Source organism: Candidatus Sodalis pierantonius str. SOPE, from assembly GCF_000517405.1.
GTDB lineage: Bacteria > Pseudomonadota > Gammaproteobacteria > Enterobacterales > Enterobacteriaceae > Sodalis_C > Sodalis_C pierantonii.
The window spans coordinates 291,689-316,334 of sequence record NZ_CP006568.1 but is presented as its reverse complement, the minus strand read 5'-3'; the positions used below and the strand labels follow the sequence as shown (position 1 = coordinate 316,334).

The window sequence follows — 24,646 nt, the reverse complement described above, 5'->3', positions numbered from 1 at the left end:
CTGTATGGATGTCAAACATATTTACGTTTAAAGGAATAACGTTCATGTCATGCTTAAAAAAATATGCATATACCCCATTTATCTTACTGCTTCATGGTGTTGCAGCATCGACCTCACCAAATATGATGTATGACACTGATAAGAAAGACTATTCACTGTCACCAGAGGTAACGCCAAAATTATCTTGGGAGAAAAGTGAATCTCAAGTTGATAAAACTCAATATTGTCTTACCCCTAGCGATCCGGGATGCAGTAATATGTGGCAAAAGGAAAAAGAAAAGGAGAATGACGAGCGAATACAACATCACCAGCAAAAAAAATTTTATAACTCTCTTAAATGATTGCTCAAAAATTCATATTTAGTTTCCCATAGTGGAACATTACGCCCAGCTTGAAACGTTCTTTGTTCCTGAAGCCCTGTGACTTGATCCTGAACAGCCGTATTTTGCTGTTCAGGGACTCCGCATTCCCATTTGATACCCGGTTTTTCATTGCATTCAGAATGCCGTAAAGGCGTTTTGCCACCATGCGGGCAATGCTGGCCATGAGCGGTATGCCGGTGTCTTTAGCCATCGCCATCCATTCCTGCCACAGCTTACGGCTATGATTGTCATAGCGGCGGTGCCACAGATCGCGAGCAAGCTCTTTCATTACCCAGCACTGGCTCGTTTGGGGTAACATCAGCCGGGCAACTTCTAACCTCTCTGCCCAGCACCCGAGGCGATTTTGTTTGCTGTAAAACCATAGATAGCGTGAGCGGTGGGCGTCTTTCCTGTCTGACGACGGGATCTGTTTCATCTCACCCTGACGGGTTTTATCAACGACGGCGCACAACATTTTTGCCACATGGAAGTGATCGAAAGCAATTTTATCGACGGCATTGGGAAGATGGATGCGGGCTGCACTGATATAGGCCATGTTCATGTCCATAGACAGCGTTTTTATCTCATCAAGCTGGTGATCTCTCAGGCTGCGCAGATAACTGGCAAGGCTTTCTACACCGCGGTCGTCGGTCAGTTGCAAAGCGCGTCCCTGCCTGTCAGAGATAACGGTGACGTACTGGTGTCCTTTTTTGAACCCGACTTCATCCACGCAGAGGTAACGGGCGGATAAGGGTTGTTTTATCCGGGCCAAGCCTCGTTTGACTGCGCGCATCATGATGCCTTCAACGGCATTCCAACTGAGTTTGAGCTGCTTTCTGACAGCATCCACGGTGCTGACTTTCAGCCATGAAAGAACAAAGGCTTCGAACAACAAGGTGTAGCGGCTGCCTGACCCTGCCCAGGGAACAGGCAGTGTCTGGCAACCGTGCTCGGGGCAGTCAACGCGGGGGACATCAGCCTCAACCAGCGTGGTGAACTGACAGGTATCGAGGTGACGCCATTTACGACGCCGGTGATCATGTATGGAGCAGGATTTACCGCAGGTTGGGCAGGCCAGTTGTGTGTGCTCGGCAATGCCGACAATTACCGTCACTGATCCAGATTTTTCATTAAGAGAAAGGGATTGTACCTGCCACGGTGCGGACAGGTTAAGGATATGGGCATAGAGGGACTTTTCGTCCATGGCAGACTCCTCAAAAATCAAGACTGCCATCATAATGCCCTTAGCCACCACAACAGGGGAAGACCCATAAATGACCAGTGTTTTTGCCGCCGCCGGACGGCATTCCCCATTAGCATGTTAAAGGTCACCTATGGACGTTTCTGATTTGCTCAACAGCTTGAACGACAAGCAACGGGAAGCCGTGGCGGCGCCACGCGGTAATTTACTGGTGCTGGCCGGCGCCGGCAGCGGCAAAACCTGGGTGCTGGTACACCGTATCGCCTGGTTGTTGTCGGTTAAAAACTGCTCGCCCTATTCGGTGATGGCCGTGACCTTCACCAACAAAGCGGCGGCGGAAATGCGCCACCGTATCGAACATTTGGTGGGTACCAGCCAGGGCGGCATGTGGATAGGCACCTTCCATGGGTTGGCCCACCGCCTGCTGCGCGCCCACCATCAAGATGCCAATCTGCCGCAGGATTTTCAGATCCTCGACAGCGAGGATCAGCTGCGTTTGTTAAAACGCCTCATCCGCGCCATGAATCTTGATGAGAAACAGTGGCCGCCGCGCCAAGCGATGTGGTATATCGGCGGCAAGAAAGACGAGGGTCTGCGCCCGCAACATGTGGAAAGTTACGGCAACCCGGTGGAGGCGACCTGGCAGCGTATTTATCAGGCCTATCAGGAAGCCTGCGACCGCGCCGGGCTGGTGGATTTCGCCGAGCTGCTGCTGCGCGCCCATGAGCTGTGGCTGAACAAGCCGCATATTCTGCGCCACTACCGCGAGCGTTTCACCAACATCCTGGTAGACGAATTTCAGGATACCAACCAAATTCAATACGCCTGGATCCGCATGCTGGCCGGCAATGACGGCAATGTGATGATCGTGGGTGACGATGACCAATCGATTTACGGCTGGCGCGGCGCGCAGGTGGAGAATATCCAGCGTTTTCTGGATGATTTTCCCGGCGCGCAGACCATTCGCCTGGAGCAGAATTACCGTTCCACCAGCAATATCCTACAGGCCGCCAATGCCCTTATCGCCCACAACGGCGGCCGGCTGGGCAAAAATCTGTGGACCGAAGGCGCCGAAGGTGAGCCGATTACCCTTTACTGCGCCTTTAACGAATTGGACGAGGCACGCTTCGTGGTGAATCGCATCAAGGTGAGCCAGGAGCAGGGCGGGGCGCTCAAGGACTGCGCCATTCTCTATCGCAGCAACGCCCAGTCGCGCGTGCTGGAAGAAGCGCTGCTGCAAACGGGCCTGCCCTACCGAATTTATGGCGGCATGCGCTTTTTCGAGCGCCAGGAAATCAAGGATGCGCTCGCCTATTTACGGCTTATCGCCAACCGCAACGATGACGCCGCCTATGAGCGGGTGGTCAATACGCCGACGCGCGGACTCGGTGATCGCACCCTCGACGTGGTGCGCCAGACCGCCCGCGACCGACAGTTGACGTTGTGGCAGTCCAGCCGGGCGCTGCTCGCCGAGCGCGTGCTGGCCGGCCGCGCCGCCGCCGCGCTGCAGCGGTTTTTGGAGCTTGTCGATGCGCTGGCGCAAGAGACGGCGGAGCTGCCGCTCCATGTGCAAACCGATCGGGTGATCAAAAATTCCGGTCTGTGGAGCATGTACGAGCAGGAGAAAGGCGAAAAGGGCCAGGCGCGTATCGAAAACCTGGAAGAGCTGGTCACCGCCACCCGCCAGTTCAGCTACAACGATGAAGATCAGGATCTGCTGCCGTTGCAGGCGTTCCTATCCCATGCCGCCCTGGAGGCCGGCGAGGGCCAGGCTGATGCCTATCAGGATGCGGTGCAATTGATGACGCTGCATTCCGCCAAAGGGCTGGAGTTTCCCCAAGTGTTTATCGTCGGCATGGAAGAGGGGATGTTCCCCAGCCAAATGTCGCTGGACGAGGGCGGTCGGCTGGAGGAGGAGCGACGTTTAGCGTACGTTGGCGTTACCCGCGCGATGGACAAGCTGACCATCACCTATGCGGAGACCCGCCGGCTGTACGGCAAAGAGGCCTACCATCGGCCGTCGCGTTTTGTTGGCGAACTACCGCCGTCCTGCGTGGAAGAAGTGCGGCTGCGTGCAAGCGTAACCCGTCCGGCCAGCCAACAGCGCCTAGGCGCGCCGCTGAGCGAAAACGACAGCGGTTTCACCCTCGGCCAGCGAGTGCGTCATCCGAAATTTGGCGAGGGCACGGTGGTGAATCTGGAAGGCAGCGGCGAACATAGCCGGCTGCAAATCGCGTTTCAAGGCCAGGGTATTAAATGGCTGGCGGCGGCTTACGCCCGGCTGGAAACCGTTTAACGCCGCCGCGTGCCGCGTTATTGTACAGAAACTGGCCAAACGGTTTTTCTCACGTATTGACAGCCTTTTTCTTCTCGGCGTAACATGCGCGCACTACTATTAGGAGAGGATTACGCCTTGGACACCCCCAGTAGATACTGGCTCGATAATCTGTTTATCAGGTACATCCACTAAGGCTGCCTCCAGCGCTGGCTGCCTCAGTGGTTGTCAGCGACCTGCATTTAGCGTCGCGCGGAGTCGGATCTTTGACGGTCTGAAACTCGACGGTGACTCCTCACCCCGTATTTCTGTGATCTAATGCGTTTCCCGTTTGTTACCGTGAAGGAAACGAGGGCGTATGCTTAACGCATTTCAACTGGAAAACCATCGTTTATCGCGTCTTGACGCCGATGAGCTGGGAACCCTACCCGAGGCGGTATGGGTTGATTTGATCGAGCCCGGCGATGATGAGCGCGAACGGGTGCAGCACGAGCTGGGCCAGAGCCTGGCGACACGTCTGGAGCTGGAGGACATCGAAGCGTCCGCCCGTTTTTTCGAGGACGAGGACGGGCTGCATATCCACTCCTTTTTCTTTTATGCCGACGCGGAGGATCACGCCGGCAACGCCACCGTGGCGTTTACCATCCGCGATGGCCGGCTTTACACCCTGCGCGAGCGGGAACTGCCGGCGTTTCGCCTGTATCGGATGCGCACCCGCAGCCAGACGCTGATTGACGGCAACGCCTATGAGCTTCTGCTGGATTTGTTCGAGACCAAGATCGAGCAACTGGCGGACGAAATCGAGAATATCTACAGCGATCTGGAGGCCCTGAGCCTGGTCATCATGGACGGCCACCAGGGTGATGAGTATGACAATGCGCTCTCAACCCTCGCCGAGCTGGAAGATGTGGGCTGGAAGGTCAGGCTATGCCTGATGGATACCCAGCGGGCGTTGAATTTTCTGGTGCGCAAGGCGCGGCTGCCGTCGGGCCAGTTGGAGCAGGCGCGGGAGATCCTGCGCGATATCGAATCGCTGCTGCCCCATAACGAATCGCTGTTTCAGAAGGTGAACTTCCTGATGCAGGCGGCGATGGGGTTTATCAATATCGAGCAGAACCGCATTATTAAAATATTTTCGGTGGTGTCGGTGGTGTTCCTGCCGCCGACTCTGGTCGCCTCCAGCTATGGAATGAACTTCGAGTTTATGCCGGAGCTGAAATGGTCCTTCGGCTACCCCGGCGCCATTATGTTAATGATACTGGCCGGGCTGGCGCCGTATTTGTATTTCAAACGGAAAAACTGGCTTTAGGTATTGGCCGAGGTGGAAAGGGCGGCAGGCTCCATCATCCCTGGCCCGTTGCCGTTAACCCCTGCTATCGCAAGGCGCCGGCGGGCGTTGGAAACGCTATCACGCCCTTGCGCGGTTGGGCGGGGCGCCGCATCGGACGCAGATATTTTCCCTACACGCCCGCAATGTGATAAAATGGCTACTTACGCCTGCTTTTAAACGACCTTCATTCATGAAAGCTTTCCCGGTTTATCTCCAATGGGTGATCCTGCTGGCGTGCTCGCTGGCGCTGGGATTTATCCTGCAACATTACCATGTTCCCGCCGCGCTGCTGCTTGGACCCATGATGGTCGGTCTGGTGATGGCGTTGTCCGGCGCCCGCATCGCCATATCGCCAAAAGTATTTATCGGCTGCCAGGCCATCCTGGGGTGCATGATAGCCGGCGCCCTCTCGCCTTCCATTCTGTCGGTGCTGGTCAGTGATTGGCTACCTGTAGTGTTGACGCTGGCGGTTACGCTGCTGGCCAGCGGATTGTCGAGCTGGCTGCTGGTCAGGTTTAGCAGTTTACCGGGGCCGGCGGTGCAGTGGTTTCCGCCGCTGGACCTTCGCTTTGTCGCCACGCTGGGGGTGGCGGCCGAGGGGGCGATACTCGGCCGACGGCTGTGTATTCCCGCCGGCCCGCTGCTGCTGCCGATGGTTGCCGGCCGCCGCGCTGCACGCCACCGGCACGCTGACGCTGCAAGTGCCGGAGTGGCTATTGGCGCTGGTCTATGCGTTTATCGGCTGGAGCGTCGGCTTGCGCTTCACCCGCGCTATCGTGCTGTTGGCGCTGAAAACGCTACCGCAGATGCTGGCATCTATCGCCGGTTTGATGCTGCTGTGCGGCGCCATGGCCTGGCTGTTGACCAAACTGTTGCCGGTGGATCTGCTGACCGCTTATCTGGCCACCAGTCCGGGTGGCTTGGATACCGTGGCGATTATCGCCGCCGGCAGTCAGGTAAACATCGGTTTCGTTATGGCGATGCAAAGCCTGCGTTTATTTGCCATTTTGCTGGTCGGGCCGCCGGCGATGGCGCGTTTTATCTCGCGCACCTCCGTCCGGCGCCAGGCCAGCCAATCGCGCGGCTGACGCGGCGTCAGGCGGTCTGTAGCCGCCGTCGCTGGGCCAGCAGGGCGTCGGCGATAAATACGCCGAGCGCCAGCCAGATAAAGGCGAAGGTATAGAGTTTATCGGCGCTTAACGCCTCGCCATAAAAGCCCACCGCCAACAGGAACATGAGCGTCGGCCCGAGATACTGGAAAAAACCTACCGTCGACAGCCGCAGACGGTTAGCGACGGCGGTAAACAGCAGTAGCGGCACGGTGGTCAGCACGCCCGCGCTCGCCAGGAGCGTATTAAGGTGCCAGCCGTTGGCGCTGAGGTGGCTGGTCGGGGTGTCGGCGATGAAAAACAGGTAAACGGCGGCGGCCGGCAGCAGCCAGAGGGTTTCTATCAGCATGCCGGTTTGAGCGTCGATGCCGATCTTTTTTTGCAGCAGGCCATACAGGGCAAAGGTAAGCGCCAGTCCCAGGGCGATAAGCGGCAGTGAACCGAACATCCACAACTGCACCAGCGCACCAGCGGATGCCAGCACGACCGCCAGCCATTGCCATCGCCGGAAACGTTCTCCCAGAAACAGCATACCGAGCAAAACGTTGACCAGCGGATTGATAAAGTAGCCGAGGCTGGCTTCCAGCATATGGTGGTGATTGACCGCCCAGATGAACAGCAGCCAGTTGCTGCCTATCAGTACAGAGGTCAGCGCCAGGGTCAGCAGCAATCTGCCGCGCCGAAAAGACCGGCGCACCTGCGGCCAGCGGCGGCCCAGGGTCAGCAATACCAGCATAAACACCGCCGACCACAAAATACGGTGCGCGAGGATTTCGTTGGCGGGCACGTAATCTATCAATTTGAAGTAGGCGGGAGCAAGGCCCCAAATAAAGTAAGCGCCGAGGGCGCACAGCACGCCTTGGCGGGCGGTGTTTTCGTTCATTGGTCAGCCTACCAAATAAGTTGCGGTGGCGAGATGATGCCCCCGATTGTTGTGCAGCTCCGCGCGCGCCACGGAGATCTTATTGCCGCCGCGCAGTAGATGGCTGGTGACAGTAAAGTGCTCGCCGTGGCCGGGCAGCAAATAATCCACCCGCATGTCAATCGTTCCCATGCGCGCCAGCCGATGACGCAGATCCTGCTCCGACAACGCGGGCTGGCGCAGCAATGCGCCGGTGACGCAGGTTATGCCGGCGGCGACGTCCAGTTCCGAGGCAATAACGCCGCCGTGAAGAATACGCTGTAGGGTGTTGCCCACCAGCTTTTCATCGCGCGCGAATTCGAGTTGTGCGGCGTCGTTCTCATGTTGTGTAAGCTTCAGGCCTAATTCGTGGTTGAACGGCATATGATAAACAAAGATATCCCCGATCAAACGGCGGGCGTGATCAGCGGTAAGGGGGGTTAAAGACATAGTCAATTCCGGATTGGGGCAACGCTCACCGCGCGGGGTAAGGGAAATTATATGTTTATAGTATGCTTAATTAATATGGCTTACTAGTCTCGGATGGTCGCAGTCACTTTAGGCAGTTTTCCCTAAACGAAAATTCCTGGAGCGTGTAAAATGATTAGCTTTGAATGCTTGTGTTGATGGGTTACGCGCTTTCGGAGAACATTTTATGCGCAGACTTTGGGGAGCCACGGCTCTCTTGCTGGGATCGACGTCTTTCGTTTACGCACAGGAAGCCACGGTTGAGAAGATCCACGATACGCCGGCGGTGAAGGGAAGTATCATTGCCAATCTGTTGCAGGAGCACGACAATTCTTTCACGTTGTACCCGTACGAGAGCAACTACTTACTCTACACCTATACCAGCAACATCAACAAACAGGCGATAAGCAGCTACGATTGGGCCAATAACGCCAAAAAAGACGAAGTGGCGTTCCAACTGAGCCTGGGGTTCCCGCTGTGGCGCGGCATCGCGGGGGATAACTCGCTTTTGGGCGCCTCATACACCCAGCGCTCCTGGTGGCAGTTATCCAACAGCGAGGAATCGTCGCCCTTTCGTGAGACCAACTATGAACCGCAGCTGTTCATTGGCTGGGCAACGGATTATGATTTCGCAGGCTGGACCTTGCGCGATGTGGAAGTGGGCCTGAACCATCAATCCAACGGCCGTTCGGATCCTACGTCGCGCAGCTGGAACCGCGCCTATACGCGGCTAATGGCGCAAAACGGCAACTGGCAGGTGGAGGTAAAACCCTGGCTGTGGCTGGACGACAGTAGCGATAACCCCGATATTATCAAGTACATGGGCCACTACCGACTGAAGATAGGCTATGCCTGGGGTGAGAGCATCTTTAGCGCGGAAGGGCGCTACAACTGGAACAGCGGCTATGGCGAGTCGCTAATCGATTATAATCATCGGCAGATCCGTATAGGGATGGGCTTTATGCTCAATGATATGATGTAATTCACAGGGACTTAACCACGGACGCCCCCCTGCGGCGTCCGTCTGAAGACAAAGTTGGAGCAGATGTGTCTACGGCGGAAATAATCCAACGGGAAGCGCTGGCGGAGCAGGTGTTGCACGACACCTTTGGCTACCAGCAGTTTCGGCCGGGCCAGCAAGCGATCATTCACTCGGTTCTGAGCGGCCGCGACTGCCTGGTGGTGATGCCCACCGGCGGCGGTAAATCGCTGTGCTATCAAATCCCCGCCCTGGTGATGGATGGGCTGACGCTTGTGGTTTCACCGCTGATTTTGCTGATGAAGGATCAGGTCGATCAGCTGCTGGCCAATGGCGTGGCGGCGGCCTGTCTGAATTCCACCCAGAGCCGCGAGCAGCAGTACGAGGTGATGGCCGCGTGCCGCAGCGGGCGCATTAAGATGCTGTATATCGCGCCCGAGCGTCTGATGATGGACAACATGCTCGAGCAACTGCAGCAGTGGCGGCTGGCGATGATAGCGGTGGACGAGGCGCACTGCATTTCGCAATGGGGACACGATTTCCGCCCGGAATACCGCGCGCGCGGGCAAATCAAACGCCATTTTGCGACGCTGCCGTTTTTGGCGCTGACCGCCACCGCGGACGAGGCTACGCGGCAGGATATCCTGCGTTTGCTGGATTTGCGCGCTCCGCTGATCCAGGTCAGCAGCTTTGACCGCCCCAATATTCGCTACACGCTGGTGGAGAAATACAAGCCGTTTGAGCAGCTCTGGTACTTTGTGCAGGGTCAGCACGGCAAGAGCGGCATTATCTATTGCAACAGCCGTTCGCGGGTGGAAGATCTCAGTCGCGGTTGCAAAGCCGCGGCGTCAGCGTGGCCGCGTACCACGCTGGCCTGGAAAACGAGCGCCGCGCCCAGGTGCAAGAGGCGGTTCAGCGCGATGATTTGCAGGTCGTGGTGGCGACGGTGGCGTTCGGGATGGGGACTAATAAGCCCAATGTGCGCTTTGTGCTGCATTTTGATATCCCGCGCACCATCGAATCGTACTATCAGGAAACCGGTCGCGCCGGTCTGCCGGCCGAAGCCATCTTGCTATACGATCCGGCGGATATGGCCTGGCTGCGGCGCTGCCTGGAAGAAAAACCCGCCGGCCAGCAGCAGGATATCGAGCGCCATAAGCTAAACGCCATGGGCGCTTTTGCCGAGGCGCAGACCTGCCGGCGGCTGGTGCTGCTGAATTATTTTGGCGAAGGCCGTCAAATGGCGTGCGGTAACTGTGATATTTGCCTCGATCCGCCCAAGCGCTATGATGGGTTGGAGGAGGCGCGTAAAGCGCTCTCCTGCATTTACCGGGTCGGGCAGCGTTTCGGTATGGCCTATGTCGTTGAGGTGCTCAGAGGCGCCAACAGCCAGCGTATTCGTGAAAACGCGCACGATCGGCTGCCGGTATACGGTATCGGCCGCGACCGCAGCAATGAGCATTGGATAAGCGTGCTGCGACAATTGATCCACCTGGGGATGGTCAGTCAGAATATCACCCAGCACTCGGCGTTGCAGTTGACCGAGTCCGCGCGGCCGGTGCTCAGGGGCGAGGTGGCATTGATGCTGGCGGAGCCGCGGGTGACCAATTTGAAAACCCGCGCGGCCCCCAAAACCTACGGCGGTAACTACGATCGCCCGTTATTCGCCAAACTGCGTAAGCTGCGCAAAACGCTGGCGGACGAAGCCAACGTCCCGCCCTATGTGGTGTTCAACGACGCCACGCTGCTGGAGATAGCCGAGCAATTGCCCACCGACAGCGGCCAGATGCTGCGGATCAACGGGGTGGGGAATCGTAAACTGGAGCGTTTCGGGCTTCCGTTACTGGCCCTTATCCGCGAACACCTGTCCGACGAAGATCCGCCTCCGCCTCTGCCCGTGCGCTAAGCGCGCCCGGGCCGGAGCGGCCGCCGTGCGGCGGGCATCGGGACGGGCCGCGGTGTAGCGGGACAGTCATCCACTGACGTGCGGGGCAAGATGCTCCGGCGTTTTATTTCAGGAGCAGGAAAAGTATGTTAATTGCATTTGATCGCCCTGATGTTCCCCGGTCCGGATTTCTTTTTCGTCTCGCAGACCGCCGCCAGGCGATGTACGGCGTCATGGGTATCACCCTCGGGGTGGCCATTTGGGCGGCGGTGGCGCTGCTGGGGCTGCATCTGCTTTTGAGCCGTATGGCCTGGCTGCATAACCTTATTACCTGCGGCGGCGGCCTGTACCTTTGCTGGATGGGTTGGCAACTGCTGCGGGCGGCGGCGCGTCGGCAGGCCCCGGCGGGCGTCAATCCCCCGGCCGTTGCCGCTGACGGCGGCCGCGAGCATCGCTTTTTACGCGGCCTGCTCACTAATCTGGCCAATCCCAAGGCGGTTATCTATTTCGGCAGCGTATTTTCGCTTTTCGTCGGCGATAATATCGGCGCCGGCGCCCGCTTTGGGATATTCGCCCTGATTTTGGGCGAAACCCTGCTGTGGTTTTCATTGGTGGCGGTGGTGTTTGCCCTGCCGGCGATGCGCCGCGGTTATCAGCGTCTGGCGCGCTGGATCGATGGCGTGGCCGGCGTATTGTTTGCCGGCTTCGGCATTAACCTTATTTTGTCGCGCTAAGGCGCCGCCGGACAATGTGCCGGGTGCGTAATGCCCAGTGGCTAACCCGTGAACGGCAGTTCGCTGCGTTCTCTAACGGCGAGCTGCTGGATTTTTGGCGCGGGCGGGAAGAAGGCGAATTTGCCGGCGCGCAGGCGCTGCCGATTCGCTTTGTGCGCTTTTGCGCCCCCGGCCATGATAAAGTGGTGGTCATCAGCACTAGCCGCATTGAAAGCTATGTCAAATATCCGGAAGTGGCCTATGATCTGTTCCAGTGCGGCTATGATGTGATGATTATCGATCACCGTGGACAAGGGCTTTCCGGCAGACTGCTGGCAGACTCCCACCGCGGTCACGTATTGCAATTCGCCGATTATGTCAGCGATTTCGCCCGCTTTTGGCAATGGATTGTCCACCCGGCCGGCTACCGCAGACGCTTTGCGCTGGCGCACTCCATGGGCGGCGCCATTCTCGCGCTGTTCCTGGCGGAGCAGCCGGACGCCTGCCGCGCTGGCTGGCCTGGTGTATTCTGGAGTGGGCGGAACTGCGGCCGGCCATGCGCGATCGCTACGCGGTAGGCACCGGCGCCTGGCGGCCCCGACCGTTCACGGTCAACATGCTGACGCACAGCGACCAACGCTATCGCCGCAACCTGCGCTACTACGCCGATTATCCGGAGCTGCAACTGGGCGGCCCCACCTACCACTGAGTGCGCGAGGGGATACTGGCCGGGGAGCAGGTGCTGGCGCAGGCCGGCGCCATTACCACGCCGGTGCTGCTGATGCAGGCCGGAGAAGACAAAATCGTGGATAACCGTAGCCACCGGGCGTTCTGCCAGGCGATGGCCCTGGCGGGTCATCCCTGTGAGAATAACGGCCCGATAACGATTACGGGCGCGCGTCACGAAATTTTATTCGAGACTGACCCGCTGCGCACGCAAGCTCTTACGTTAATCGCTAATTTCTTTATGCGGCATCATTAATCTGCGGCGCTGGTTTCGCCGCGTACACCAGAGGTTTTATCGTCCCATGTTCCATATTGTTGCGTCCGATCTTGATGGCACACTGCTTTCACCGGCTCACCCCCTACACCAAACAAACTCTGCAACTCCTGACCGCACGCGGGATCCACTTCGTGTTCGCCACCGGCCACCACCATGTGGACGTGGCGCAGATGCGCGCCAATCTGGAGATTGACGCCTATATGATCACCTCTAACGGCGCACGGGTACACAACACCGCCGGCGAGCTGATCTTCTCCCACAATTTGGATGAAGATATCGCCGCGGAGTTGTTCAGCGTAGTGCATCAGGATCCGAAAATCCTGACGAATGTCTTTCGCAATGATGAATGGTTTATGAACCGTAATCGCGCCGATCAGGAAGATTTTTTTCGCGAATCCACGTTCAAATATCAGGTGTATCAGTAGGGCGCGCTGCCCACCGACGGCATCTGCAAAGTGTATTTCACCTGCGACGACCATCAGCGGCTGCTGGTGTTGGAAGAAGCGCTCAACGCCCGCTGGGGCGATCGGGTCAACGTCAGCTTCTCCCTACCGGTTTGTCTGGAGGTCATGGCGGGCGGGGTTTCCAAAGGGTACGCGCTGCGGCAGGTGGCCGGCCTGCTCGGATATCAACTTAAGGATTGTATCTCCTTCGGCGACGGGATGAATGACCAAGAAATGCTGGCGATGGCCGGCAAAGGCTGCATTATGCAAAATGCCCAGCAGCGCCTGAAGGACACCTTGCCGACCCTGGACGTTATCGGCAGCAACGAGGACGATGCGGTGCCCCGATATCTACGGGCGATGTATTTGGGAGAGGAATAAAAAATGCTTTACGACTGTGAATGATAATGATTGCCATTACTATGCTTGCCAGCCATTGCGATACTGGCACGGGAGCACGACATTGCTCACATTGCTTCCAGTAATTTCAGCCAGCCTGTGCGCTGGTTTTTTTTTTAATACCCTCATTAGCCCTCTGTCGCCCGTCATTCGATTTTTTTGAACTTAGTGGTGATATTTTTCCGCTATTATTCTGCTGCGCCGCGCATAGACTGGAGGAAAATAGTGAGGAGAATTGAATATGAACTTTGTACGTGCCGCCAACGACCGCGGCTATGCCCAGCATGGTTGGCTGACCAGCCGGCATAGTTTTTCCTTTGCCGACTACTATCATCCCGATTTTATGGGATTTTCCGCGCTGCGGGTGATCAATGAAGATATCATCGCCCCCGGTGAAGGCTTTGGCACCCACCCCCATAAAGACATGGAGATTCTGACCTATGTGCTGTCCGGGACGGTTGCGCACCGGGATAGTATGGGCAATCAGGCGCAGATTCACGCCGGCGAGTTTCAGATTATGAGCGCCGGGACCGGGATACGGCACTCCGAATACAATGCCCGCGACGATGCGCTCCTGCATCTCTATCAGATCTGGATATTGCCGATGCAAACCGGTCTGCCGCCGCGCTACGAACAGCGTCGCTTCGCGGCGCCCGAAGGCCGCCAACTGGTGCTATCGCCGGATGCCCGCGACGGATCGTTGCGGGTGTTCCAGGATATGACGCTGACCCGCTGGGCGCTCCCGCGCGGCCGATAGCGCCTGATCGCCGGCTGGGGCTATAGGTGATTGCCGGCGCGTTGACGGTGAATGAAAAGACGCTGGCGGCCGGCGATGCGCTGGCGGTGTGGGATGAAAGCCGTATCGCGCTGGCGGCGCACGAGGACAGCGAAGTGCTGCTGTTTGATCTGCCGCCGGTTTAACCGGGAAAAAATACTCGGCCAGGCTTTTTTTTGTTAAACTTAGCTGAATCGTCGGCGGAGGTTAACAAGTTAATAATGAAGAAAAAAAGGCCGGGACTGCAGGATGTTGCCGATCAGGTTGGGGTCACCAAAATGACGGTAAGCCGCTATCTGCGCGATCCGGATCGGGTTTCCCAGGCGCTGCAGGCAAAAATCGCCGCGGCGCTTGACAGGCTGGGCTATATTCCCAATCGAGCGCCGGATATTCTCTTCAACGCCACCAGCCGCGCTATCGGCGTTTTATTGTCTTCGCTGACCAACCAAGTTTTCGCCGAAGTCCTGCGCGGCATTGAACAGGTCACCGATGCCAACGGCTATCAGACCATGCTGGCGCACTATGGTTATTCACCGGAGCTGGAAGAGCTGCGGCTGACCTCGCTGCTCTCTTATAATATCGATGGCCTTATTTTGTTTGAACGCCATCACACTCCCCGCACGCTGAAAATGATCGAAGTGGCCGGCATTCCGGTAGTGGAAATCATGGATTACGTTTCACCGTGTCTGGATATGGCCGTGGGTTTTGATAATTTCGAGGCGGCCCGGCAGATGACCCGCCTGATTATCGAACGGGGACACCGTCAGGTAGTGTACTTCGGTGCCCGGCAGGATGAACGTACCATCATCAAACAGCAGGGGTATGAGCAAGGCATGCGCGACGCCGGCCTGCCAGCGTATAGCGTCATGATAGCGGATTCTTCCAACTATACCGCCGGCGTGGAGCTGCTGCGCCAAGCGCAGCGGGAGTATCCCGGCATTAACGGTATCATCAGCACCAACGACGACCTGGCCATCGGTGCGCTATTTGAATGCCAGCGCCAGGGGATCGCCGTGCCCGATAAAATGGCGATCGCCGGCTTCCACGGCCACGACTTCGCCCGGGTTGTCCATCCGCGCTTGGCAAGCGTACTCACCCCCCGCGAGGAAATGGGGCGCCTGAGCGCTGACTGCCTGCTGGCTCGCCTGCGGGGTGAGCCTCGCGGCGATGGACAAATCGACGTAGGTTTCACGTTATTGGCGGGTGAAAGTATCTGACAACCCCGGCGCGCGGACAGGCGACGCCGCCGCTGCCGAACGTTAACGGCACTAGCGCTGCTCTGCTTCAGGTCTGACCCTAACCGGACGGTGAAAGTCTCTGGCCCTGCGCCCGGGGTCAGAATATGATCCCGATCCCAAAACGCTAATATAGTTCCCCCATGCATTCCTTAGCGGGCGATGTTACCGGTATCATGATACCGGTAACATCATCTCGTACGATATGAATTGAAGACTATCACCGATTGACCGACACGCGAAATGCCGGTCCGGACAGATATCCATTGGGGAATTATCATGCCACTTTTTATTGTTGCCATTGGTGTAGCACTGCTGCTGCTCCTGATGATCCGTTTTAAATTAAACGGTTTTATCGCCTTAATCCTGGTTGCGCTGGCGGTAGGGGTTTTGCAGGGCATGCCGGTCAATAAAGTTATCGGGTCGATTAAAAACGGGGTTGGCGGTACGCTCGGTAGCCTGGCGCTGATCATGGGCTTTGGTGCCATGCTGGGTAAACTACTGGCGGACTGCGGCGGGGCTCAACGCATCGCCACCACGCTTATCGACAAATTTGGCCAATGCTATATTCAATGGGCGGTGGTATTAACGGGCTTCACCGTCGGTTTCGCGCTGTTTTACGAGATTGGTTTTGTGCTGATGCTGCCGCTGGTGTTCAGTATCGCCGCCAACGCGCGTATTTCACTGCTTTGTGTCGGCGTGCCGATGGCCGCCGCGCTGTCGGTGGCGCATGGCTTCCTGCCGCCGCACCCCGGCCCCACCGCCATCGCCGCCATTTTCCACGCCGATATGGGTAAGACCCTGTTGTACGGCACTATCCTCGCCATCCCGACGGTCATCCTGGCCGGTCCGGTGTATTCGCAATTTCTGCGCCATATCGACAAACCGGTGCCGGAAGTTCTGTACAATCCGAAAAAATTCACCGAGCAGGAAATGCCGAGCTTTGCCGTCAGCGTCTGGACTTCGCTGGTGCCGGTGGTATTGATGGCGCTACGCGCCATCACCGAAATGCTGCTGCCGGCCGGCAATCCCATCTTGGCTTACACCGAGTTCTTCGATGATCCCATTATGGCCACCCTTATCGCGGTGTTGATTGCCATTTTCACCTTTGGTCTGAATCGGGGCCGCAGTATGGATGACGTAATGGGTACCATTACCGATTCCATTAAAATCATTGCCATGATGCTGTTGATCATCGGCGGCGGCGGGGCGTTTAAACAAGTGTTGGTTGACAGCGGCGTGGATAAATACATCGCCTCGCTGATGGAAGGTAGCACCATTTCTCCGCTGCTGCTCGCCTGGACCATCGCCGCCACGCTGCGTATCGCACTGGGTTCGGCGACCGTCGCCGCGATTACCGCCGGCGGTATCGCCGCGCCGCTTATCGCCACCACCGGCGTTAGCCCCGAGCTGATGGTCATCGCCGTCGGCTCCGGCAGCGTGATCTTTTCCCACGTCAACGATCCTGGCTTCTGGCTGTTCAAGGAGTATTTCAACCTGACAATTGGTGAGACCATCCGCTCCTGGTCCGTGCTGGAAACCATCATCGCGGTCAGCGGCCTGGTGGGCTGTCTGCTGCTGAATATGGTAATTTAACCTTATCCGCCTACGCTCGCGCAGTCCGGCCTGGCAGTCTGCCTGCTAGGCCGGGTTTTACCAATCGACCGCCTGCCGCTTCTTGAGCGTGCGGGCGGTTGTCACGCCCGGTCTATTGATTGACGATGTTGTCTCCCGTCCCTAAGTACGCAGATAGGCGCGCACGCCGTCCAGGAACATCTGAGTCGAGATCATGACCAACAATAACCCCATCAACCGCTCAAGCGCGCTGACCCCTTTACTCCCCAGCAACCGCAGAAAGACGTTGGACAACATCAGGATGACGACCGACAGACCCCAGGCGATGAGTAAAGCCAGGACCAAATGGTTGATTTGCAGTGGATATTGATGCGATAGCAGCATCAGCGCCGCCAGAATAGACGGGCCGGCGACCAGCGGGATCGCCAGCGGCACCAAAAACGGCTCTTCCCCCGCCGGCAGGCCGGTGCTGTTGCCTTCCTGGGAAGGAAAAATCATTTTGATAGCGATCAGAAAGAGGATAATGCCGCCGGAGATGGATACCGTTTCGGTGCGCAGGCTGAGAAACGACAAAATATGTTCGCCGGCAAACAGAAAAACCAGCATTAGAAGCAGCGCTATCAGCATTTCCCGGATGACGATAACGCGCCGCCGCTTCGGCTCCAGATGTTTGAGCACCGACATGAATATGGGCAGGTTGCCCAAGGGATCCATAATCAGAAATAACAAAACGGTGGCCGATATCATTTCACTCATTATTACCTCAACGTCATCAGCGCCGGCGCCCCGGCAACGGCAGGGGAAGAGTATAAGCGCCGCTGCTGAAAAAGGGCTTAAAATCGAATAATTTCACTTGCGGTATTTCGGCCACATTTTTTATGGTGGACAGAGTGTATCCTGCTGACGCTGTGTAGTAAGAGCACACGGAATAGTTTGTCACCCCCTACGACAGGACAATTAAACATGAAAAACGTTGGTTTTATCGGCTGGCGCGGTATGGTCGGTTCAGTGCTAATGCAGCGCATGACCGAAGAGCGTGATTTTGACGCCATCCGCCCGGTATTTTTTTCCACCTCCCAACATGGTCAGCCCGCGCCGGCGGTCAACGGCCAGCAGGGCGTGCTGCAAGATGCACGGGATCTGGCGGCGCTCAGCGCGCTGGACATTATCGTTACTTGCCAGGGCGGCGATTATACCAACGAAATCTATCCGCGGCTGCGTGAAATCGGCTGGCAAGGCTATTGGATTGATGCAGCGTCGTCGCTGCGTATGCGCGATGACGCGATTATCATTCTCGATCCCGTTAACCAGGCGGTGATTCAACAGGGCCTGGATCGCGGCATTAAGACGTTTGTTGGCGGTAACTGCACCGTGAGCCTGATGCTAATGTCGCTGGGCGGGTTGTTTGCCCAGGATTTGGTGGAGTGGGCCTCGGTCGCCACCTACCAGGCGGCATCCGGCGGCGGGGCGCGCCATATGCGTGAACTCCTGGTTCAAATGGGGCAATTGCACGACGCGGTAGCGAAACCGCTGCAAAATCCGGCTTCGGCCATTCAGGATATCGAGCGGCGGGTCACCGATCTGACCCGCAGCGGCACCCTGCCGACGGATAACTTTGGCGTGCCGCTGGCCGGTAGCCTGATCCCCTGGATAGATAAGCAACTGGAAAACGGCCAGAGCCGCGAAGAGTGGAAAGGCCAGGCGGAAACCAACAAAATCCTCAACACCCGTCAGGCAATTTCGGTGGATGGGTTGTGCGTGCGCATCGGCGCCCTGCGCTGCCATAGCCAGGCGTTTACGCTGAAGCTGAAGAAGGATGTTCCGCTGGCGGAAATTGAACGTTTGCTGGCAACCCATAATGACTGGGTGACCGTGGTACCTAACGATCGTGAACTGTCGATGCGGGAATTGACGCCGGCGGCGGTGACCGGCACGCTGAAAACGCCGGTCGGCCGGCTGCGCAAATTGAACATGGGGCCGGAGTATCTTTCGGCCTTCACCGTCGGCGATCAGCTGTTGTGGGGCGCCGCCGAACCCCTGCGCCGCATGCTGCGCCAGTTAGCTCACTGATATTTGCCCCTTGCCGCCGGGTGCGAAGGAACGATAGCCGCACCTTGCCGCCTGAAGCGAGGGGCGGATAGTCGTCTTTCGCCGTGCCGCCGGGTAAACTGACTTCACTCGCGCACGTCCACCTGCTTTTATTTTCTTCCTTCCTGCGCGACCAGCGCCGGGTTAATGCCTGTGGCACTTTAAGCGCCATCGGGCGCCGGCGATTCAGGTAGGCTGATATTCTCATGTCCCAGCGCAATGAGAAAAGATGACGCGCATGACGCGCCCGCGCCAGAGTACGGTCGGCCCCACCCGTCATCGGCGCAGACCCGCGCGGCGTACTCTCCGCCCATCCGTTGATTAACGATCCGTGGGCGCCCGTCATTCATTGCGTTTGATGCAACACCTGTCGCCAACGTGTTTTTTTGGCTGATAAAAAATTTAACTGAGTGAAGTTAAGTTTTTCATAGGCTTAATAGTTAATAAAAAATTTCGTTAAGCAAGCCTGAACGCGCGGTAAACATTTGTCTATGCTTATTATTGAGAGTTCCATGATTACGTTCTCATCGTAATTGTCTCTCATATGGAAACTTTCTGCTCCCTTGTCACGTACGTTAACCGCCAACGTGCCGCCGCCGCGCGCGGCTGACGGTGCGAGAGCGTGCTGGCTGGTAGGTTTTTACCCTTTATTTTTTTTGCAATATCCTTTTATTTCATGGAGTAAGCAAAGGAAGAAGACATGGCAGGATATCCCGACCAAGATGTTATTACCGCACTGGTGGTCGACCATTATGCCGATCCGTTTTCTTTATTGGGGATACATTACACCGAGGCGGGTTTGGTGGTACGCGCGTTATTGCCGGATGCCAGCGCGGTCACGGTAATAGAGGGGCTTTGTTGAATAAATCGAACTTTTAGGTGACTGGCGGCTATGATCACTACATTCGTTTCAACATCAGGTCCCCATGGCAAAGCAAAAGTTTAAAATTACCAACTGGCCCGCATATAACAATGCGCTCAGGCAGCGGGGGGACCTGACAGTATGGCTTGATGAGTCAGCCATTGCTGCATGGACTGAGAGTACACCACCTGAACATCGTGGCCGGCCGCTTCACTACACCGATATGGCCATTACCACGGTTCTGATGATAAAGCGCGTGTTTAACCTTTCGCTCCGGGCGTTACAGGGTTTCGTTGACTCGATTTTTAAACTGATGGGGCTGTCGCTGCGCTGCCCAGATTACTCTCTGGTCAGCCGGCGAGCAAAAACCGTCGACATCAGCATAAAAACGCCAACCCGCGGCGAAATCTCACACCTGGTCATCGATGGCACCGGCCTGAAAATCTTCGGCGAAGGCGAATGGAAAGTCAGGCAGCATGGGGCTGAGAGGCGCAGAGTATGGCGCAAGCTTCATCTGGCAGTAGATAGCGCGACACATGAAATTATCTGTGCCGATTTATCGCTAAGCGGTACGACAGATGCGCAGGCGCTGCCCGGGCTGATTAACCAAACCCACCGGAAAATCAGGGAAGCGTCGGCTGACAGTGCTTACGATACGCGTTACTGTCATGATGCTCTGCTGAGGAAAAAAATAAAGCCGCTTATCCCACCGCGAAGTGGTGCGCAATATTGGCCAGCTCGATACCATGAGCGTAACCATGCGGTGGCAAATCAGCATCTGAGCGGCAATAACGATACCTGGAAAAAGAAAGTAGGTTATCACCGGCGTTCACTGGCTGAAACGGCCATGTTCCGGTTTAAAATACTTCTGGGTGGTCATCTGAGTCTGCATGACTATGACGCGCAGGTAGGTGAGGCTATGGCAATGGTCAAAGCGCTTAACCGGATCACGTTGTTAGGAATGCCAAACAGCGTCCGCATCATGTAACAATCGCCCTGATAGGGAGGAAGTCGTCAAAAATTTCGGATTTATTCAACAAAGCGTAATAGAGGCGAAAAATGGACGCCGAGTCACAGATTTAAACTGTGATGACCCGCGCGGTTTTTTTAGCGCGCTGATTCCACGGCGTAAAAATCCTTTTCATCATCGGCTGGCCGTTACCTGGCATGAGCATACTTATCTTATCGTTTCGGTCCTTTATTACAGGATATTGACAGCTGGCTATTGGCGGAAGGCACCCATTTACGTCCCTGGGAACGGCTGGGGGCACATCCTGAGGTTCTCGATGACGTCGCCGGCATGCGTTTCGCCGTTTGGGCGCCCAATGCGCGGCGGGTTTCGGTAGTTGGGGAATTTAATTTTTGGGAGGGCCGCCGCCATCCGATGCGCCAGCGGCGGGAAAACGGTATTTGGGAACTCTTTCTGCCGGCGGTAACCGTTGGTCAACTTTATAAATATGAAATCATCGATTGCCACGGGCAGACGCGGCTCAAAGCCGATCCCTATGCGTCCAGACACGGCGTCGCTAACGCGAGGATTGCCGCCGCCGGCGGATCCGCCTGACGTGGCACGCCGCCAGGCCAATGGAATGAACCAACCTATCGCCATTTATGAAGTGCATCTGGGCTCCTGGCGCCGCCACGCCGAGAATAATTTCTGGCTTAGTTATTTGGAGCTGGCGGAGCAATTGGTCGGCTACGTGAAGTATATGGGTTTTACCCATATCGAATTGTTGCCGATAAATGAACACCCTTTTGACGGCAGTTGGGGATATCAGCCCCTTGGCATTTATGCCCCGGCCTGTCGCTTCGGTACGCCGGAGGATTCTCGCACGCTCATTACCGCCGCCCATCAGGCCGGGTTGAACGTGCTGCTGGACTGGGTGCCGGGCCATTTCCCGAGCGACGAATTCGGGCTGGCGCACTTTGACGGCACGGCGCTGTACGAATACGCCGATCCGAAAGAGGGGCGGCATCAGGACTGGAATACGCTGATTTACAATTATGGTCGTAACGAAGTGCGCAACTATCTGGCCGGCAACGCGCTGTTTTGGCTGGAGCGTTATGGCCTCGACGGGCTGCGGGTCGATGCGGTGGCTTCCATGATTTACCGCGATTATAGCCGCGCCGCCGGTGAGTGGGTGCCCAACTTTTATGGCGGCAATGAAAATCTGGAGGCCATCGCCTTTCTGAGCTACACCAACCATACCGTCGGCACGCAGCGTGACGGCGCGGTCACCGTGGCGGAGGAGTACACCTCTTTTTCCGGAGTCAGCCGGCCGCCGGACGCCGGCGGGCTGGGATTCCATTACAAATGGAATATGGGCTGGATGAACGACACGCTGCACTATATGCAGCTCGATCCGGTGCATCGCAAATACTATCATCATCAGATGACGTTCAGCATGGTCTATGCCTACAGCGAGAATTTTGTGCTGCCGCTGTCCCACGATGAGGTGGTGCACGGCAAGGGGTCCATTCTCGGACGTATGCCCGGCGACGATTGGCAAAAATTCGCCAATCTGCGCGCTTATTACGGCTTTATGTGGGGCCATCCCGGTAAAAAGCTGCTGTTTATGGGTAACGAATTTGCCCAGCGCCGAGAATGGAACCACGATGTGAGCCTGGACTGGCATTTGCTGGACGATGAAGGCGGTTACCATGCCGGCGTGCAGTGGCTGGTGCGGGATTTGAACCAATGCTATCGCAGTCATCCTCCGCTCTATGAGTGCGATTATACGTTTTCCGGCTTTCAGTGGCTGGTGTCTGATGACCATGAAAACTCGGTATTTGCCTTCCTGCGTCGCGACAACGCCGGCAATGAAATGCTGGTGGTCAGCAATTTTACGCCGGTGCCGCGCCAAGGCTATCGCATCGGCGTCCCCCACGGCGGCCGTTGGCATGAGGTGCTCAATACCGACTCGGCTTATTATAACGGCAGTAATACGGGGAATCAGGGCGAAATCCACAGCGAGCCGATCCCCTGGCATTACCACGGCTATTCTCTGTCGCTGACGTTGCCGCCGCTGGCGACCCTCTTTTTGCTGCGGGAGGGGGAATGACGGCGCTAACGGCGGGGTCTCCTGAATACCTGGGCGCCCGCATTGACGGCGCCGGCGTCAATTTCTGCCTGTTTTCCGCCCATGCAGAGCGGGTGGTGCTGTGCGTATTCGATGAGCAGGGCGGCGAACAGCAGTGGGAATTACCCGGCCGTAGCGGCGATCGTTGTCACGGCCATCTGGCCGGCGCCGGTGCGGGCCTGCGTTACGGCTTTCGTCTCCATGGCCCTTTCGCCCTCGGCGAGGGCCACCGTTTCAATCCGGCAAAGCTGGTTATCGATCCCTGCGCTTACACGCTGGAAGGGGAGGTCGGCGACCATCCGGCGCTGCTGGACGCGGGCGACCAGCCGGATCCCACCGACAGCGCGCCCTATGTTTCCAAATGCCGGGTGGTGGCGCTCGATTATGACTGGCGCGGCGATACGCCGCCGGCGGTGCCCTGGGGGAAGACGGTGATCTATGAAGCCCACGTGCGTGGTCTCACCCAGTTGCACCCCGCTATTCCCGCCGCGCTGCGCGGGACCTATGCCGGTCTGGCCCATCCGTAAATGTTGGCGTACCTGCGCTCCCTCGGCATTACCGCCGTTGAATTGCTGCCGGTGCAGCAGCACGCCCATGAGCCGCGATTGCAGCGCTAGGGGCTGTCTAATTACCGGGGCTATAACGTGCTGGCCCCCTGCGCGGTGGAGCCCGCTTATGCCGCGGGACAACAGGGGCAAAGCGCGCTGAACGAATTCCGCGATATGGTGCGGGCGCTGTACGGCGCCGGCATTGAGGTCCTACTGGATGTGGTATTCAACCACAGCGCGGAACTGGATCGGTTCGGGCCAGTGCTGTCGCTGCGCGCGATCGACAACCGCAGCTACTACTGGCTCGATGAGCAGGGCGACTATCGGAACTGGACCGGTTGCGGCAATACGTTGCGCCTTTGTCAGCCCTTGGTGCGGGAATGGGTAATGACCTGTCTGCGTTTTTGGGTGGAGGAGTGCCACGTAGACGGTTTCCGTTTCGACCTCGGCAGCGTGCTGGGCCGGACGCCGGCGTTCAGCGCCGACGCGCCGCTGTTTGCCGCCATCAAAGCCGACCCGCTGCTCGGACGCTGCAATCTTATCGCCGAGCCGTGGGATATTGGACCGGACGGCTATCAGGCGGGGCGTTTCCCGTCGCCGTTTGCCGAATGGAACAATCGCTTTCGCGATGATGTGCGTCGCTTTTGGCTGCACGGGGATATTCGGCTGGGTCAATTCGCCCGCCGTTTCGCCGCCTCGGACGATCTGTTCCGCCAGCGCTCGCCGGCCGCCTCGGTAAACATGCTGACCGCCCATGACGGTTTCACGCTGCGCGATTTGGTGAGCTTTAACCACAAGCATAATCAGGCTAACGGTGAGGACAACCGCGACGGCGCCGGTGAGAACCACAGCTTTAACCACGGCCATGAGGGGCTGGACGCCAGCGCTCAAGTGAATGCCGATCGTGGCCAAAGCCAGCGCTCGCTACTGACGACGCTGCTGTTGTCCCAGGGCACGCCGATGCTGTTGGCCGGCGATGAGCACGGCCATAGCCAGCAGGGCAATAACAACGCCTATTGCCAGGACAACGCCACTACCTGGCTGGACTGGGCGCAGGTCGATGAGGCGTTGACCGCGTTCACCGCCGGGCTCATCCGCCTGCGTCAATCGATTCCGGCGCTAAACGTCGATCGCTGGTGGGTGGAGGATTCGCCGGAGCAGGTCGAATGGCTTGATGAGCACGGTGCTCCGCTGTGCGCGGAACAATGGCAGCAGGGGGAAACGCGGCTGCAAATTCGTTTATCGCAACGTACGCTTTTTGTGATCAATGCCACGACAAGCCCCTGTGAAATCACCTTACCTGAAGGGAGGTGGCGGTTAACGGCACCGTTTCAGCCGCTTATGTCAGCCCCCGCTGACCTTTTGCTATCGCTTGGTCCCCGCGCGGCATGCGTGCTGGAACAGGATTAAAGGAG

General features: G+C 57.3%; 12 protein-coding genes and 9 pseudogenes. 17 read left to right on the top strand and 4 right to left on the bottom strand.

The window, feature by feature from the left end; genetic code table 11:
• The first annotated feature begins 44 nt into the window (after positions 1-44).
• Complete coding sequence (locus tag SOPEG_RS26955; RefSeq protein WP_148296978.1) at positions 45-341, top strand: hypothetical protein; 297 nt, start codon at positions 45-47, stop codon at positions 339-341.
• A gap of 4 nt (positions 342-345) precedes the next feature.
• Here SOPEG_RS26955 and SOPEG_RS01665 read toward each other — a convergent pair whose 3' ends face one another.
• On the bottom strand, positions 346-1,566 hold the full coding sequence (locus tag SOPEG_RS01665; RefSeq protein WP_025244073.1) for an ISL3-like element ISSoEn4 family transposase: 1,221 nt from the start codon (positions 1,564-1,566) through the stop codon (positions 346-348).
• Positions 1,567-1,696: 130 nt separating this feature from the next.
• On the opposite strand from SOPEG_RS01665, the gene uvrD reads away from it, so the two are divergent.
• The 3 genes and pseudogenes from uvrD (at position 1,697) to SOPEG_RS01650 (ending at position 6,256) form a co-directional block, all read left to right on the top strand.
• Positions 1,697-3,859, top strand: coding sequence for a DNA helicase II (uvrD, locus tag SOPEG_RS01660; protein WP_025244072.1), 2,163 nt, complete (start codon positions 1,697-1,699; stop codon positions 3,857-3,859).
• Positions 3,860-4,196: 337 nt separating this feature from the next.
• Positions 4,197-5,147, top strand: coding sequence for a magnesium/cobalt transporter CorA (gene corA, locus SOPEG_RS01655; protein WP_025244071.1), 951 nt, complete (start codon positions 4,197-4,199; stop codon positions 5,145-5,147).
• A gap of 211 nt (positions 5,148-5,358) precedes the next feature.
• Positions 5,359-6,256, top strand: a pseudogene (locus tag SOPEG_RS01650) (AbrB family transcriptional regulator).
• Between the two features lie 7 nt (positions 6,257-6,263).
• Here the strand turns inward: SOPEG_RS01650 and rarD are convergent.
• Both rarD and SOPEG_RS01640 read right to left on the bottom strand, forming a co-directional pair.
• Complete coding sequence (gene rarD, locus SOPEG_RS01645; protein ID WP_025244070.1) at positions 6,264-7,160, bottom strand: EamA family transporter RarD; 897 nt, start codon at positions 7,158-7,160, stop codon at positions 6,264-6,266.
• Between the two features lie 3 nt (positions 7,161-7,163).
• Positions 7,164-7,628 carry a thioesterase family protein gene (locus SOPEG_RS01640; RefSeq protein ID WP_025244069.1) on the bottom strand — a complete coding sequence of 155 codons (465 nt, stop codon included), beginning with the start codon at positions 7,626-7,628 and terminating at the stop codon, positions 7,164-7,166.
• Between the two features lie 205 nt (positions 7,629-7,833).
• On the opposite strand from SOPEG_RS01640, the gene pldA reads away from it, so the two are divergent.
• The 8 genes and pseudogenes from pldA (at position 7,834) to gntT (ending at position 16,674) form a co-directional block, all read left to right on the top strand.
• The gene (pldA, locus tag SOPEG_RS01635; RefSeq protein WP_025244068.1) at positions 7,834-8,628 is read left to right on the top strand and encodes a phospholipase A; all 795 of its coding nucleotides are present in this window, start codon (positions 7,834-7,836) and stop codon (positions 8,626-8,628) included.
• A gap of 65 nt (positions 8,629-8,693) precedes the next feature.
• Positions 8,694-10,531, top strand: a pseudogene (gene recQ, locus SOPEG_RS01630) (ATP-dependent DNA helicase RecQ).
• 150 nt (positions 10,532-10,681) lie between these two features.
• Positions 10,682-11,244: pseudogene (gene rhtC, locus SOPEG_RS01625) on the top strand (threonine export protein RhtC).
• Between the two features lie 14 nt (positions 11,245-11,258).
• Positions 11,259-12,205, top strand: a pseudogene (gene pldB / locus SOPEG_RS01620) (lysophospholipase L2).
• Positions 12,206-12,251: 46 nt separating this feature from the next.
• Positions 12,252-13,050, top strand: a pseudogene (yigL, locus tag SOPEG_RS01615) (sugar/pyridoxal phosphate phosphatase YigL).
• Positions 13,051-13,309: 259 nt separating this feature from the next.
• Positions 13,310-13,989: pseudogene (locus tag SOPEG_RS01610) on the top strand (pirin family protein).
• Between the two features lie 75 nt (positions 13,990-14,064).
• On the top strand, positions 14,065-15,060 hold the full coding sequence (gene gntR, locus SOPEG_RS01605) for a gluconate operon transcriptional repressor GntR (protein ID WP_025244067.1): 996 nt from the start codon (positions 14,065-14,067) through the stop codon (positions 15,058-15,060).
• Between the two features lie 297 nt (positions 15,061-15,357).
• Positions 15,358-16,674 (top strand): gluconate transporter, encoded by a 1,317-nt coding sequence (gene gntT / locus SOPEG_RS01600; protein ID WP_025244066.1) that lies wholly within the window; start codon positions 15,358-15,360, stop codon positions 16,672-16,674.
• 141 nt (positions 16,675-16,815) lie between these two features.
• On the opposite strand, the gene SOPEG_RS01595 is transcribed toward gntT, so the two are convergent.
• Entirely contained in the window at positions 16,816-17,409 is a 594-nt protein-coding gene (locus tag SOPEG_RS01595; protein WP_025244065.1) for a YhgN family NAAT transporter, read from the bottom strand.
• Between the two features lie 207 nt (positions 17,410-17,616).
• On the opposite strand from SOPEG_RS01595, the gene asd reads away from it, so the two are divergent.
• From asd to glgX, 5 genes and pseudogenes are all read left to right on the top strand, one after another.
• Positions 17,617-18,723, top strand: coding sequence for an aspartate-semialdehyde dehydrogenase (gene asd, locus SOPEG_RS01590; RefSeq protein WP_025244064.1), 1,107 nt, complete (start codon positions 17,617-17,619; stop codon positions 18,721-18,723).
• Between the two features lie 718 nt (positions 18,724-19,441).
• Positions 19,442-19,591, top strand: a pseudogene (locus tag SOPEG_RS28145) (GlgB N-terminal domain-containing protein); the annotation flags it as partial.
• A 76-nt stretch (positions 19,592-19,667) separates the two neighbouring features.
• The gene (locus tag SOPEG_RS01585; RefSeq protein WP_025243834.1) at positions 19,668-20,591 is read left to right on the top strand and encodes an IS5-like element ISSoEn1 family transposase; all 924 of its coding nucleotides are present in this window, start codon (positions 19,668-19,670) and stop codon (positions 20,589-20,591) included.
• 43 nt (positions 20,592-20,634) lie between these two features.
• Positions 20,635-22,665, top strand: a pseudogene (gene glgB / locus SOPEG_RS01580) (1,4-alpha-glucan branching protein GlgB).
• Positions 22,662-24,641: pseudogene (gene glgX / locus SOPEG_RS01575) on the top strand (glycogen debranching protein GlgX). The pseudogenes glgB and glgX overlap by 4 nt, the downstream one beginning before the upstream one ends.
• The last annotated feature ends 5 nt before the right edge of the window (positions 24,642-24,646 follow it).